General features: G+C 56.4%; 19 protein-coding genes and 2 pseudogenes. All 21 read left to right on the forward strand.

Features of this window, described 5'->3' with window-relative positions; translation table 11 throughout:
• Positions 1-67 precede the first annotated feature (67 nt).
• The 21 genes and pseudogenes from HU143_RS03385 to HU143_RS03475 all read left to right on the forward strand — a co-directional run bounded on the left by HU143_RS03385 (position 68) and on the right by HU143_RS03475 (position 12,561).
• Positions 68-895: a GPO family capsid scaffolding protein gene (locus tag HU143_RS03385; RefSeq protein ID WP_053216773.1), complete on the forward strand. Its 828-nt coding sequence runs from the start codon at positions 68-70 to the stop codon at positions 893-895.
• 15 nt (positions 896-910) lie between these two features.
• Positions 911-2,059, forward strand: a complete 1,149-nt coding sequence (locus HU143_RS03390) for a phage major capsid protein, P2 family (protein WP_053216772.1) — start codon at positions 911-913, stop codon at positions 2,057-2,059.
• 3 nt (positions 2,060-2,062) lie between these two features.
• Positions 2,063-2,716 (forward strand): phage terminase small subunit, encoded by a 654-nt coding sequence (gpM, locus tag HU143_RS03395; protein WP_006777754.1) that lies wholly within the window; start codon positions 2,063-2,065, stop codon positions 2,714-2,716.
• 98 nt (positions 2,717-2,814) lie between these two features.
• Entirely contained in the window at positions 2,815-3,282 is a 468-nt protein-coding gene (locus tag HU143_RS03400) for a head completion/stabilization protein (protein WP_047746799.1), read from the forward strand.
• On the forward strand, positions 3,282-3,485 hold the full coding sequence (locus HU143_RS03405) for a tail protein X (RefSeq protein WP_000868184.1): 204 nt from the start codon (positions 3,282-3,284) through the stop codon (positions 3,483-3,485). The genes HU143_RS03400 and HU143_RS03405 overlap by 1 nt, the downstream gene beginning before the upstream one ends.
• Before the next feature lie 3 nt (positions 3,486-3,488).
• The gene (locus tag HU143_RS03410; protein ID WP_000171565.1) at positions 3,489-3,704 is read left to right on the forward strand and encodes an HP1 family phage holin; all 216 of its coding nucleotides are present in this window, start codon (positions 3,489-3,491) and stop codon (positions 3,702-3,704) included.
• A complete protein-coding gene (locus tag HU143_RS03415) occupies positions 3,685-4,194 on the forward strand; it encodes a lysozyme (RefSeq protein ID WP_032266129.1) in 510 nt (169 codons plus the stop codon). The genes HU143_RS03410 and HU143_RS03415 overlap by 20 nt, the downstream gene beginning before the upstream one ends.
• A gap of 4 nt (positions 4,195-4,198) precedes the next feature.
• Positions 4,199-4,576, forward strand: a complete 378-nt coding sequence (locus HU143_RS03420) for a DNZ54_00345 family protein (RefSeq protein ID WP_032266128.1) — start codon at positions 4,199-4,201, stop codon at positions 4,574-4,576.
• Positions 4,573-5,001 carry an Rz-like lysis system protein LysB gene (gene lysB, locus HU143_RS03425; protein ID WP_164848160.1) on the forward strand — a complete coding sequence of 143 codons (429 nt, stop codon included), beginning with the start codon at positions 4,573-4,575 and terminating at the stop codon, positions 4,999-5,001. Before HU143_RS03420 ends, lysB begins: the two co-directional genes overlap by 4 nt.
• Complete coding sequence (gene lysC, locus HU143_RS24395; protein ID WP_223195149.1) at positions 4,886-5,134, forward strand: Rz1-like lysis system protein LysC; 249 nt, start codon at positions 4,886-4,888, stop codon at positions 5,132-5,134. The genes lysB and lysC overlap by 116 nt, the downstream gene beginning before the upstream one ends.
• A complete protein-coding gene (locus tag HU143_RS03430) occupies positions 5,097-5,528 on the forward strand; it encodes a phage tail protein (protein ID WP_001039961.1) in 432 nt (143 codons plus the stop codon). The genes lysC and HU143_RS03430 overlap by 38 nt, the downstream gene beginning before the upstream one ends.
• Positions 5,521-5,967, forward strand: a complete 447-nt coding sequence (locus HU143_RS03435) for a phage virion morphogenesis protein (protein ID WP_039505111.1) — start codon at positions 5,521-5,523, stop codon at positions 5,965-5,967. Before HU143_RS03430 ends, HU143_RS03435 begins: the two co-directional genes overlap by 8 nt.
• 68 nt (positions 5,968-6,035) lie before the next feature.
• Complete coding sequence (locus HU143_RS03440; RefSeq protein ID WP_023223445.1) at positions 6,036-6,614, forward strand: phage baseplate assembly protein V; 579 nt, start codon at positions 6,036-6,038, stop codon at positions 6,612-6,614.
• On the forward strand, positions 6,611-6,970 hold the full coding sequence (locus tag HU143_RS03445) for a GPW/gp25 family protein (RefSeq protein ID WP_023223444.1): 360 nt from the start codon (positions 6,611-6,613) through the stop codon (positions 6,968-6,970). The genes HU143_RS03440 and HU143_RS03445 overlap by 4 nt, the downstream gene beginning before the upstream one ends.
• Positions 6,957-7,865 (forward strand): baseplate assembly protein, encoded by a 909-nt coding sequence (locus HU143_RS03450; RefSeq protein ID WP_023223443.1) that lies wholly within the window; start codon positions 6,957-6,959, stop codon positions 7,863-7,865. The genes HU143_RS03445 and HU143_RS03450 overlap by 14 nt, the downstream gene beginning before the upstream one ends.
• Entirely contained in the window at positions 7,858-8,385 is a 528-nt protein-coding gene (locus HU143_RS03455; protein WP_039505106.1) for a phage tail protein I, read from the forward strand. The genes HU143_RS03450 and HU143_RS03455 overlap by 8 nt, the downstream gene beginning before the upstream one ends.
• 7 nt (positions 8,386-8,392) lie before the next feature.
• A pseudogene (locus HU143_RS24785) lies at positions 8,393-10,021 on the forward strand (phage tail protein); the annotation flags it as partial.
• Positions 10,022-10,132: 111 nt separating this feature from the next.
• Positions 10,133-10,294 (forward strand): annotated as a pseudogene (locus HU143_RS24790) (hypothetical protein); the annotation flags it as partial.
• A 1-nt stretch (position 10,295) separates the two neighbouring features.
• Positions 10,296-10,730, forward strand: coding sequence for a tail fiber assembly protein (locus HU143_RS03465; RefSeq protein ID WP_024147848.1), 435 nt, complete (start codon positions 10,296-10,298; stop codon positions 10,728-10,730).
• 133 nt (positions 10,731-10,863) lie between these two features.
• Positions 10,864-12,036 (forward strand): phage tail sheath protein, encoded by a 1,173-nt coding sequence (locus HU143_RS03470; RefSeq protein WP_039505102.1) that lies wholly within the window; start codon positions 10,864-10,866, stop codon positions 12,034-12,036.
• 9 nt (positions 12,037-12,045) lie between these two features.
• A complete protein-coding gene (locus tag HU143_RS03475; RefSeq protein ID WP_039505100.1) occupies positions 12,046-12,561 on the forward strand; it encodes a phage major tail tube protein in 516 nt (171 codons plus the stop codon).
• The last annotated feature ends 53 nt before the right edge of the window (positions 12,562-12,614 follow it).

The following is a 12,614-nucleotide window of genomic DNA, read 5'->3' on the forward strand; positions in this document are numbered from 1 at the left end:
CACGCGCCTATCACCGCAAACATAAGGCTCTGAACGTGTTACGAACTAACTAACCGGAGCCGGACCGATGGCAAAAAAATCTAAGCGTTTTCGTATTGGGGTCGAAGGGGCCACCACTGACGGGCGCGTAATTGAACGTGACTGGATCACCCAGATGGCGGCGAGCTATAACCCGCAGGTATACACCGCGCTGATCAATATGGAACACATCAAGGGTTTTACCCCTGATGGGCCTTTCCGTCGTTTTGGCATGGTGGAAAAACTGGAAGCGGAAGAAATCACCGAAGGGGCTTTGTCCGGGAAGATGGCGCTGTATGGCTGGATTGCCCCGACGGACGATCTGGTCACCATGACCGGTAACTGGCAGAAGCTTTTCACCTCAATGGAAGTTAACACCAGTTTTGCCGATACCGGCTCCGCTTATCTGGTTGGTCTGGCGGTTACTGACGATCCGGCAAGCCTCGGTACTGAAATGCTGCAGTTCAGCGCCAGCGCAGAACATAACCCCCTGGCGCGCCGCAAGCTGGACAAAGACAACCTGTTTACCGCAGCTCTTGAAACGCTGATCGAGTTTGAGGACGTGCCGGAAAAAACCAGCCTGTTTACCCGCGTGAAAGAGCTACTGTCCCGCAAAGGCGCCGATGATAACGCCCGCTTTGCTGATGTGAATCAGGCTGTTGAAACCATCGCGCGTGAGCATCAGACGCTGGCGGAGCAGGTCAGCACCCATCAAACCGATTTCAGCAACAAGCTGAGCAATATGCAAAAGGTTGTTGATGAGACAACCAGCGCACTCTCCACCCTGCGTGAGCAGCTTTCCACTCAGGACAGCCGCAGCGAACGCCGCCCTAATGCGACCGGCAATAACGGCGCAGAACAAACCACCGATTGCTGACGGAGCAAAAGCACAATGAAAAAAGAGACACGTTTTAAATTCAACGGCTATCTGACGCAGCTCGCCAAACTCAACGGCGTATCTGTGAGCGATATCGCCTCGAAATATACGGCTGAGCCGTCAGTCGCGCAGACGCTGGAAACGAAAATCCAGGAGTCTTCCTCGTTCCTGCAGCAAATCAACATTATCCCGGTTGATGAGCAGTCCGGCGAGCGTCTGGGGCTGGGTATTGGTTCCAGTATTGCCGGAAATACTGATACCACCCAGAAAGACCGTGAACCCGTTGATCCGACTTACATCGACGGTGAAGGGTACAAGTGTACCCAGACCAACTCTGATACGGCGCTGCCCTATGCGAAGCTGGATTTATGGGCCAAATTCCAGGACTTCCAGACGCGCATCCGTGACGCCATCATTACCCGCCAGGCGCTTGACCGCATCATGATCGGCTTCAACGGCGTGAAGCGTGAGAAAACGTCAGACCGCGCGACCTATCCACTGCTGCAGGATGTGAATATCGGCTGGCTGGAGAAAATCCGCCAGGAGAAACCCGTTCAGGTAATGGATAAGATCGTGTCCGAAGGCGAGGTGATTTCTCAGACTATCCGTGTTGGTAAAGGCGGTGATTTCCTGAATCTGGACGCGCTGGTTATGGGCGCCGTGAATGAGAAAATCGCGCCGTGGTATCAGGAAGATACGGAGCTTGTGGTTATCGTCGGGCGCCAGTTACTGGCGGATAAATATTTCCCGATCGTCAACCGTGACCAGCCAAACAGCGAAGCGATGGCGGCCGATCTCATCATCAGCCAGAAGCGTATCGGCAACCTCCCGGCCGTTCGTGCGCCGTTCTTCCCGGCTAATGCCATGCTGATCACCCGCCTGGATAACCTGTCTATTTACTGGCAATCAGGCTCCCGCCGCCGTTCGGTCATCGACAATCCGAAGCGTGACCGCGTGGAGAACTTCGAGTCCGTTAACGAGGCGTATGTTGTCGAAGATTACGATGGCGTTTGCCTGGTTGAGAACATCGAACTGTTACCCGTGCAGGCAGGTGGCAATGCCAGCCCAGCGCTGACAACTGAAACCATCCAGGAAATCGTCACGGCAGCGGTGAAAGGCGCGCTTGATGCGCAGGCAGCTGGCGGTGCTGGCGCCGGAGCGTGATAAATGAATCCGTTCCGTGCTCACACTCAGTATGTACAGGCACAGGATGCCGCCCGGCAGGGCGGCAGTAATGCCAGCCTGACGGGCTACAACCAGATGCTGTTACAGCTGACAGAACACCGCAGGCGCCTTAAAACCGTCCAGTCAAATGAGCGCAAGGCTCAGCTCAAACGTGAGTTTCTTCCCGCTTATGCCTCATGGATTGCCGGTTTACTGGATGCTGACGCGTCAGGCCAGGACGACGTGGCGATGTACGTCATGATCTGGCGCATTGATGCCGGAGACTATACCGGCGCGCTGGACATTGCCCGTCATGCCATTAAACACGGCTGGGTCCTGCCGCAGCGCTTCAACCGGACCTGCGGGACCGCTGTTGCGGAAGAGTTTGCCGACGCGGCAATGCGCGCTTTTTCTGCCGGTGAATCATTCAGTGCCGCCATTCTTACCCAGGTGCTCGATATCGTTGAAGGTCAGGATATGCCGGATCAGTCCCGCGCCCGACTTCATAAGGCGATGGGCTACGCGCTGCGGGATAACGATCAGGCAGTGGCGGCACTTAACCATCTGAAGCGTGCCCTGCAGCTGGATAACAGTTCTGGCGTCAAAACCGAAATCAACAAGCTTGAAAGCCGATTGCGACAGGCAATGTCGGCTTAACGAATCGTGCCAACGCGCGGGGCGGCACGGGGTGGCGACAGGCTTTATGCCGCGTCAAAACCCCGTCCACCGCCCAACTATTTGGGAGTGCCAGAAATATGCAATTCGTTTCGCCGGAACAGGCCGGGGAAAGTACCCAGGACGTGATTAAAAACACCAGTTTCTGGCCTGATGTCAGGGTTTCAGAGTTCCGCCGTGATATGCGCATGGATGGGAGTGTCACCGATCCACGCCTGCGTCTGGCGTTGCTGACAGCGATTGCTGAAGTTAACGCCGATCTTTATGAGTTCCGCGAGAAACAACGGGCGCAGGGGTATGAGAGCCTGGCCGACGTCCCTGCTGATGTGATCGACGGCGAAAGCCAGCGGCTCATGCTGTATCGCCGTGCGGTGTTTTGCTGGGCAAAAGCAAACCTGGTTGAGCGCTATCGCGATTTTGACGCAACCGGCGACGGAAGCAAGAAAGCCGAAGATATCGAAACAACCTTAGGCGAGCTGTGGCGCGATGTGCGCTGGGCAGAGTCCCGCCTGCGCGATATGCCGCATATGACGGTGGAGCTGATTTGATGAAAGTGCGTGCGCATCAGTATGACACGGTGGACGCACTCTGCTGGCGCCATTACGGACGCACGCAGGGAGTCACTGAACAGGTGCTGCAGGCGAATCCGGGGCTGGCTGAATATGGCCCCTTTTTACCGCACGGGCTGCAGGTGGAGCTGCCGGACATTACGGCGTCAACCACGGCGCAGACCGTCCAGCTATGGGACTGAATTATGACGCTTGAACGAATCAGCGCCTTTATCACTTACTGCATCGCCGTGCTGCTGGCATGGCTGGGCGATCTGTCGCTCAAGGATGCGTCAACGGTTGGCGGCGTACTGATTGGCGTGCTGATGCTGGCTATCAACTGGTACTACAAACACCAGTCTTTCAAATTGTTACGTGGCGGCAAAATTTCGCGGGGGGAATATGAATCCTTCAATCGTTAAGCGCTGCCTTGTCGGGGCGGTGCTGGCTATCGCCGCCACGCTGCCCGGATTTCAGTCGCTTCATACCTCCGTTGAGGGGCTGAAACTGATTGCCGATTACGAGGGATGCCGCCTGCAGCCTTATCAGTGCAGCGCGGGCGTGTGGACTGACGGGATCGGCAATACGTCCGGTGTGGTGCCGGGCAAAACTATCACGGAACGGCAGGCGGCGCAGGGGTTAATAAACAATGTGCTGCTGACTGAAAAAAGGCTGGATGCCTGCCTGACAGTGAAGCCCCCGCAACATGTCTACGATGCGCTGGTGAGCATTGGTTTCAATGTGGGGACCGGCGCGATCTGCAGGTCAACCATGGTGTCATTTATCAATCGCCAGCAGTGGTGGCAGGCATGCAACCAGCTACCTCGCTGGATTTACGTTAACGGTGTGAAAAATAAAGGTCTGGAGAACCGCCGCGCGCGGGAAATGGCCTGGTGCTTAAAAGGAGCATAACGGAATGAAAAAGAAAGTCATGAGCGTTTTTTTCCAGCTGGCATGGGTTGCGCTGTTGGTTATCAGCCTGCTGTATCCGCGCAGCGGTGCGCCGGTTCTGGTTGGTGCGTCTGTCCAGGTGTCATGCTTCCTCGCCTGGCTGCTTGCTGCGCTGTGCACCGTCGGGTGGTTCGCCGGAGATCGGGCGCGCGATGAGGTCAGGGCGGCATTGCTGAAATTCAGGGCGCACCCCGTAAAACCCGTGCGTACATGGGTAATCAGGCTGCTTATTGTTCTGTGCCTGGCGTTTTCGGGATGGGTGATCACCCTGGTCTTCTACCTGCTGACTCTGGTTTTGTATCAGATTGCCCGCGCGCAGCTTCATGAGCCGATGGCGGCCTGATGCGTGCGCTGGCGGTAGTGCTGGCCCTGGCACTTGCGGCGCTGGGCTGGCAGTCGTGGCGGCTTAACAATGCCAGCCACACCATCGAGACGCAGGGCGTGGCGCTGAAAAGCAAAGCGCAGGAGCTGACGAAGAAAAACAGCCAGCTAATCGGCCTGTCCATTCTGACCGAAACCAACAGCCGGGAGCAGACGCGGCTTTATGCGGCAGCGGAACAGACCACCGCACTGCTGCGAAGCCGTCAGCGCCGGATCGAGGAACTGAAACGTGAAAACGAGGATTTGCGCCGCTGGGCTGACACTCCTTTGCCTGCTGACATTATCCGGCTGCGGGAGCGTCCGGCCCTTGCCGGAGGTGCAGCTTACCGTGAGTGGCTGTCCCAGAGTGACGCAGTGCCGCCTGGAAAGGTCAGCGCCGCGCAGTAACGGCGATCTGAATGCGGTGCTGGATGAAACTGAGGCCGCCTGGGCGGTCTGTGCTGACAAAGTGGACACGATTATTGCGTGTCAGGAGCGAGACAGTGAACAAACCGCAGTCCTTACGCAGCGCCCTGAATAAAGCGGTTGCCTATGTCCGGGACAACCCGGACAAGCTGCACCTTTTCGTTGATAACGGCTCACTGGTGGCAACAGGAGCCAGCTCCATGTCATGGGAATACCGCTACACCCTGAATGTGGTGATCGAGGATTTCAGCGGCGACCAGAATCTGCTGATGGCTCCAGTCCTGCTGTGGCTCAGTACCAGCCAGCCGGATGCCATCAACAACCCGGATCTGCGCGAAAAACTGTTCACCTTTGAAGTGGATATTCTGCGCAACGATGTGTGCGATATCAGTATGAATCTGCAACTGACTGAGCGTGTGCTGGTCAGCACTGACGGCAGCGTGTCGAGCGTTGAAGCGGTGCCGGAGCCGGACGAACCCGAAGAAATGTGGACGGTGAAACGTGGATGAGCTGCAGAGGGTGGATGACTGGCTGACGGCGCTGCTGGCAAATCTGGAGCCTGCTGCACGCAACCGTATGATGCGGCAACTGGCGCAACAGCTGCGCCGGACGCAGCAGCAGAACATCAGGCTACAGCGTAATCCTGACGGCAGCGGCTATGAGCCGCGACGGGTGACAGCCCGCAGCAAGAAGGGGCGCATCAAACGCCAGATGTTTGCAAAGCTTCGCACCACAAAATACCTGAAAACCGCCGCCAGTGCGGACTCCGCCAGCGTGCAGTTTGATGGCAAGGTGCAGCGCATTGCCCGTGTTCACCATTACGGCCTGCGTGATCGCGTCAGCCGAAAAGGCCCGGAGGTCCGCTACGCAGAGCGCCGCTTGTTAGGCGTGAATGATGAGGTGGAAACCATCACCCGTGACACTCTGCTGCGCTGGCTGGCGGGGTGATCTTTGTGTCACCGCTGGCACAAGCGCCCACGCTGCCTCCCTTTCCCCTCTGATGGCAACCTTTCGTTATGAATGCACAACTGACCGAAATCATGCGCCTTATCACTAACCTGATCCGCACCGGCACCGTGACCGAAGTGGACCGGGAAAACTGGCTGTGCCGGGTGAAAGTGGGCGAGCTTGAAACTAACTGGATTAACTGGCTGACGCTGCGTGCCGGTGGCGCCCGTACATGGTGGTGCCCGTCGCCGGATGAGCAGGTGGTGGTGCTGAGCATGGGCGGCAATCTGGAAACCGCTTTTGTGCTGCCCGCCATCTACTCCAATCAGTTTGCGCCGCCGTCGGATTCTGTGGACGGCTGCGTGACGGAGTACCCGGACGGGGGCTGGTTTGAGTATGAACCCGCCACCGGGCGGTGGCATGTCCGGGGTATCAAATCCATGGTGATCGAGGCGGCGGACAATATCACCCTCAAAACCGGTGAGTTTGTGGTGGAGGCTGATACCACGCGCATTAACAGCGAGATGGTGATCAATGGCGGCGTCACCCAGGGCGGCGGCGCGATGAGTTCCAACGGGATCGTGGTGGATAAACACGGTCACACCGGCGTGAAGTCCGGCGGTGATACGTCAGGAGGCCCGGTATGACGCTGTATATCGGCATGAGCCAGGGTAACGGCAAGGCCATTACTGATACGGACCATCTGCGCCAGTCAGTGCGGGATATTCTGCTGACGCCGCAGGGCAGCCGGATTGCCCGTCGGGAATATGGTTCCCTGCTATCCGCCCTGATTGACCAGCCGCAGAACCCGGCGCTACGCCTGCAGGTCATGTCTGCGGTCTATGTGGCGCTGAGTCGCTGGGAGCCACGGCTTACGCTGGATTCCATCACCATCAGCAGCAATTTTGACGGCTCCATGGTGGTTGAGCTTACCGGGCAGCGCAATAACGGCGCGCCGGTTTCCCTTTCGGTAACTACAGGAGCAGACAATGGCAGTGATTGACCTTTCCCGGTTGCCCGCGCCGCAGATAGTGGACGTGCCGGATTTTGAGACGCTGCTGGCTGAGCGCAAAGCCGCTTTTGTGGCCCTTTATCCGGCGGATGAGCAGGACGCGGTACGGCGCACGCTGGCGCTGGAATCTGAACCCGTCACCAAGCTGCTGCAGGAAAGCACCTACCGCGAAATCCTGCTGCGCCAGCGTATTAACGAGGCCGCGCAGGCGGTCATGGTGGCGTATGCCATCGGCGGCGATCTCGATCAGCTGGCAGCTAACTACAACGTGAAGCGCCTGACGGTAGTACCTGCCGACAATGACGCTGTGCCGCCGGTTGCTGCCGTCATGGAAAGCGATGAGGAGCTGCGTCTGCGTGTCCCGGCTGCATTTGAGGGATTGTCCGTTGCGGGACCGACGGCGGCCTATGAGTTTCACGCCAAAAGCGCGGACGGGCGCGTGGCAGATGCCAGCGCAACCAGCCCGGCACCGGCGGAGGTGGTGCTTACCGTGCTGAGCCGTGAGGGTGACGGTACGGCAGAGGCTGATCTGCTGGCGGTGGTGGAGCAGGCGCTTAACAGCGAGAACGTGCGCCCGGTGGCGGACCGCCTGACGGTGCGCAGCGCCGAAATTATCCTGTACAGCGTGGATGCAACGATTTTTCTTTATCCGGGACCGGAGGCTGAGCCGGTGATGGCAGAAGCAAAAGCCAGCCTGCAGAAGTACATCGCCAGTCAGACGCGGCTGGGCCGTGATATCCGTCGCAGTGCCATTTATGCCGCGCTGCACGTTGAGGGCGTCCAGCGTGTGGAGCTGGCCTCCCCGCTTGCAGATGTTGTGCTGGATAAGACGCAGGCGGCGTCCTGTACTGAATGGAGCGTAACCAACGGGGGCACGGATGAATAGCCTGCTGCCGCCCGGTTCATCGCCGCTTGAGCGCCGACTGGCGCAGACCTGCAGCGGTATTTCAGATCTGCAGGTGCCGCTGCGCGATTTGTGGAACCCGGCAACGTGTCCGGTCAGATTTCTGCCGTATCTGGCGTGGGCGTTTTCCGTTGACCGCTGGGATGAGAACTGGCCGGAAGAAACCAAACGTGACGTTATTCGCAGTGCGTATTTCATTCACTGCCACAAAGGCACGATAGGCGCAGTCAGGCGAGTTATTGAGCCGCTCGGTTACATCATCAACGTTACGGAATGGTGGGAGACAGGCGACCCGGCAGGCACATTTCGTCTTGATATTGGTGTACTGGAAAGCGGTATTACTGAGGAAATGTATTTAGAAATGGAGCGGCTCATTGCAGATGCAAAGCCAGCCAGCCGCCATCTTATCGGCCTCAATATTATTCAGGATGTGCCTGGCTATCTGTACACCGGCGCGTTGACGTATGACGGCGACATCATCACGGTTTACCCGGATAAGTGAGAGGACAATGACAGTAAAATATAAAACGGTCATCACCAAAGCCGGTGCAATCAAGCTGGCTGCAGCGACCGTCCCGAACGGGAAAAAAGTGAATTTTACGGCGATGGCAATCGGCGACGGTGGCGGTACATTGCCGGTGCCTGATGCCAACCAGACAAAGCTCGTCAATGAAGTCTGGCGCTATAAACTGAACAAAATCAGCCAGGACAATAAGCATCAAAATTATGTGGTCGCGGAGCTGCTTATCCCGCCTGAAACCGGCGGTTTCTGGATGCGCGAAATGGGGCTCTATGACGACACTGGCACGCTGATTGCCGTCGGTAACATGGCGGAAAGCTATAAACCTAAACTTGATGAGGGGTCAGGCCGCGCACAGACCGTGCGTATGGTCATCATGGTAAGCGATATCGAGTCAGTCGAGCTGACGATTGATACCTCAACGGTGATGGCAACGCAGGACTATGTCGACGATAAGCTCGCTGAGCATGAGCAGTCCCGCCGTCATCCTGACGCCACGCTCACTGAAAAGGGTTTCACGCAGCTCAGCAGTGCGACCGACAGCGCGTCTGAGGCGCTCGCAGCAACGCCGAAAGCGGTTAAGGCGGCGTATGACCTTGCTAATGGTAAATATACGGCTCAGGACGCAACCACGGCGCAAAAGGGTATCGTCCAGCTCAGCAGTGCAACCGATAGTACGTCTGAGACGCTCGCAGCGACCCCGAAAGCGGTGAAAATCGCAATGGAGAATGCCAGTGCGCGACTCGCAAAAGAAAGGAATGGCGCTGATATTCCTGATAAGCCTATGTTTGTTCAGAATATTGGGCTGGGAAATGTGCTTTTCAAAGGTGACGGACGGTTCCTCGCGGGAACATTCGTCAGTGATGACGTTGACCGGGTCTCTATCGGTGCGCGGGCGGCTACAGGCTGTCAGTTTATGCGTGCGCATCAGGCTCCTGATGCACCAGATCAGGTAAGTTACTGGCAAATTATCACTCTTACTGAGGTCGTGAGTCCCACGTCCGTGGTGGATGTGCTGGCCATCAGTGGCAATAACGTATTGTTTGGTCATGGCACCGGTGCGGGTATTACCTCATGGCGTAATGTGGCGATGCTGGAAGGTGCTGCCTTTACAGGGGATATTTCCGCTTCCAATGTACGCGGCAGCACTTCTGTCACAGTTGGGGATGGCACAGGAGGACTGACTAAAGGTGGCGCTGATGGGGCTGGGTTTGACGGTAACAACCTGAATATCAAGTCCTGGAATGGTATTGGCTTTCAGTGCTCTTCAGATGACGTTATCCGGGCTTATATCAGCACAAAACTAGGGATTATCGCGGCCAGTGAATCTGTGTATGCAGGTAGCGCTAATCTGTATAAAAACGGTGATGTCTATGGTGACAAATGGAGCACCGGAAATGGTCCTAACTGGCTGAGTTTGTTCCTGGAACATCATGATTCACAAATCAGAAATGATCTGACGACATGGACATCAAATAATTTTCCGACAAAATCTGATGTTTCAGGCGCTCTTTCATTAAAACCAGGGCGTCAGTACATCACTCAGATCGGTGTTTATCAGAATGACAAAACAAAGCCATTTATGCTTCATGATGATAACAGTGGAATATTCCTGGCACCTATGTCCTCAGCAGGATTAGGTGCGAATGGATGGCATAAAGATTCCTCCACCGGGGTGATTACACAGTGGGGTTCTGGCAATGTCCCCGGAAGTCAACAGCAACGAGTTAACTTCCCAATGACATTTCCCAATACCTGTACGACTGTTATTGCCAGTGACACAGGAGCTGGCTCAATAGCCCTATCAACTATGTCAAAGGATAATGGCGGTTTTACTGTTAGGGGTGCTTCGTCAACTTTTGGCTTCAACTGGTTTGCAATGGGATACTGACATGTCACAAGAAAGCAGAAGTAACATGTATATTTACGATGCCAAAACAAATGGCTTTTATGCGGTCTTGCTTAAAGAAAGCTATGAGTTGGCAGGGACATGGCCAAAGGCTGGAGTAGAAGTTACTGAAGAAGAGCACAAGGCTCTGATGGATGGCCAGTCAACAGGAAAAGTAGTTTCAGCCGATAGTGAAGGTAAGCCGGTTCTTACTGATATAGAGATTGATTATGTTGCTTTAGCAACAGCAGAACGCGACAGGCGCTCGGCTGCTGTCACGGCAAAAATCAATCAGCTTATGGAAGCTCAGGATGATAACGATATTACGGCGACAGAACTGCTGGAACTTTCAGCACTGCGAGAATATCGAACTAAACTAAGACGAATGGATTTAACTGCTGCGCCGGATATTAACTGGCCTGAACCTCCCGAAGATTAATCCCGTCCCCGCAACTGCGGGGATTTTTTTACCCCTTCCATTGTGCCATTCACCATACATAGCCCGGCGCGTGCGCAGCGTGCATATCAACCAGAACATAGGCACACCCCCTGTAAACCGGAGAGACTGCCATATGGCTCAGGATTACCACCACGGGGTGCGCGTTGTTGAAATCAACGAGGGCACCCGACCTATCACCACGGTGAGCACCGCCATCGTGGGCATGGTCTGCACCGGCGATGATGCTGATGCGTCCATGTTTCCCCTCAATAAGCCGGTTCTGCTGACCGATGTGCTGACCGCCAGCGGTAAAGCGGGTGAGTCCGGCACGCTGGCCCGTTCGCTGGATGCGATTGCAGACCAGGCTAAACCCGTAACCGTCGTTGTGCGCGTGGCGCAGGGCGAAACCGAAGCGGAAACCACCTCCAACATTATCGGCGGCGTGACCGCTGATGGTAAAAAAACGGGCATGAAAGCGCTGCTTTCGGCGCAGTCGCAGCTGGGCGTCAAGCCGCGAATCCTCGGCGTGCCGGGACACGACACGCAGGCGGTTGCTACTGAACTGTTGAGCGTGGCGCAGAGTCTGCGCGGGTTTGCCTACCTGTCAGCCTACGGCTGCAAAACGGTGGAAGAAGCGATTGCCTACCGCGCTAATTTCAGCCAGCGCGAGGGGATGCTGATTTGGCCTGACTTCATCAACTTTGACACCGTGCTGAATGCAGATGCGACGGCCTATGCCTCCGCCCGCGCGCTCGGCCTGCGCGCCAAAATTGACGAGCAGACCGGCTGGCACAAAACCCTGTCCAACGTGGGCGTGAACGGCGTCACCGGAATTTCCGCCGATGTGTTCTGGGATCTGCAGGACCCTGCAACCGATGCGGGACTGCTCAACCAGAATGACGTCACCACGCTTATCCGCAAAGACGGCTTCCGCTTCTGGGGTTCCCGATGCCTCAGTGACGATCCGCTGTTTGCCTTTGAGAACTACACCCGCACGGCGCAGGTGCTGGCAGACACCATCGCAGAAGCGCACATGTGGGCGGTAGATGGCGTGCTCAACCCGTCGCTGGCCCGTGACATTATCGAAGGTATCCGCGCCAAGCTGCGCAGCCTGAAAACGCAGGGCTACATCATCGGCGCAGACTGCTGGCTGGATGAGTCGGTGAACGATAAAGACTCCCTGAAAGCCGGGAAACTCACCATCGACTACGACTACACGCCTGTGCCGCCGCTTGAAAATCTGATGCTGCGCCAGCGCATCACCGATCGCTACCTGGTCGATTTTGCCAGCCGTGTCAGCGCATAAGGGGGATACATGGCATTACCACGCAAGTTAAAACACCTGAACCTGTTCAACGACGGGAACAACTGGCAGGGGATCGTTGAGTCTCTGACCCTGCCGAAATTCACCCGCAAGTTTGAGAAGTATCGCGGCGGCGGTATGCCGGGCGCAGTGGATGTGGACATGGGGCTGGATGACGGCGCACTGGACACGGAATTTTCAATCGGCGGCACCGAACTGCTGTTATTCAAGCAGATGGGCAAGGCAACCGTTGACGGCATCCAGCTGCGTTTCACCGGTTCCATTCAGCGTGACGATACTGGCGAAGTGCAGGTCGTTGAGCTGGTTGTGCGCGGGCGTCATAAAGAAGTGGATTCCGGTGAGTGGAAAACCGGCGAGAGCAGCAGCACCAAGGTCAGTAGCACCAACAGCTACGCGAAGCTGACCATTAACGGCGAAGTGCTCTATGAGGTCGATCTGGTCAACATGGTTGAAATCGTTGACGGCGTGGACCTGATGGAAGAACACCGTAACGCCCTCGGCCTCTGATTAACCTTAACGGCGCGGGCAGCCGCGCCAGTAGTTTATTAACAGGAAACGAA

Origin of the sequence: Salmonella sp. SJTUF14076 (assembly GCF_015534835.1) — a bacterium.
Classification (GTDB): Bacteria; Pseudomonadota; Gammaproteobacteria; order Enterobacterales; family Enterobacteriaceae; genus Salmonella; species Salmonella enterica.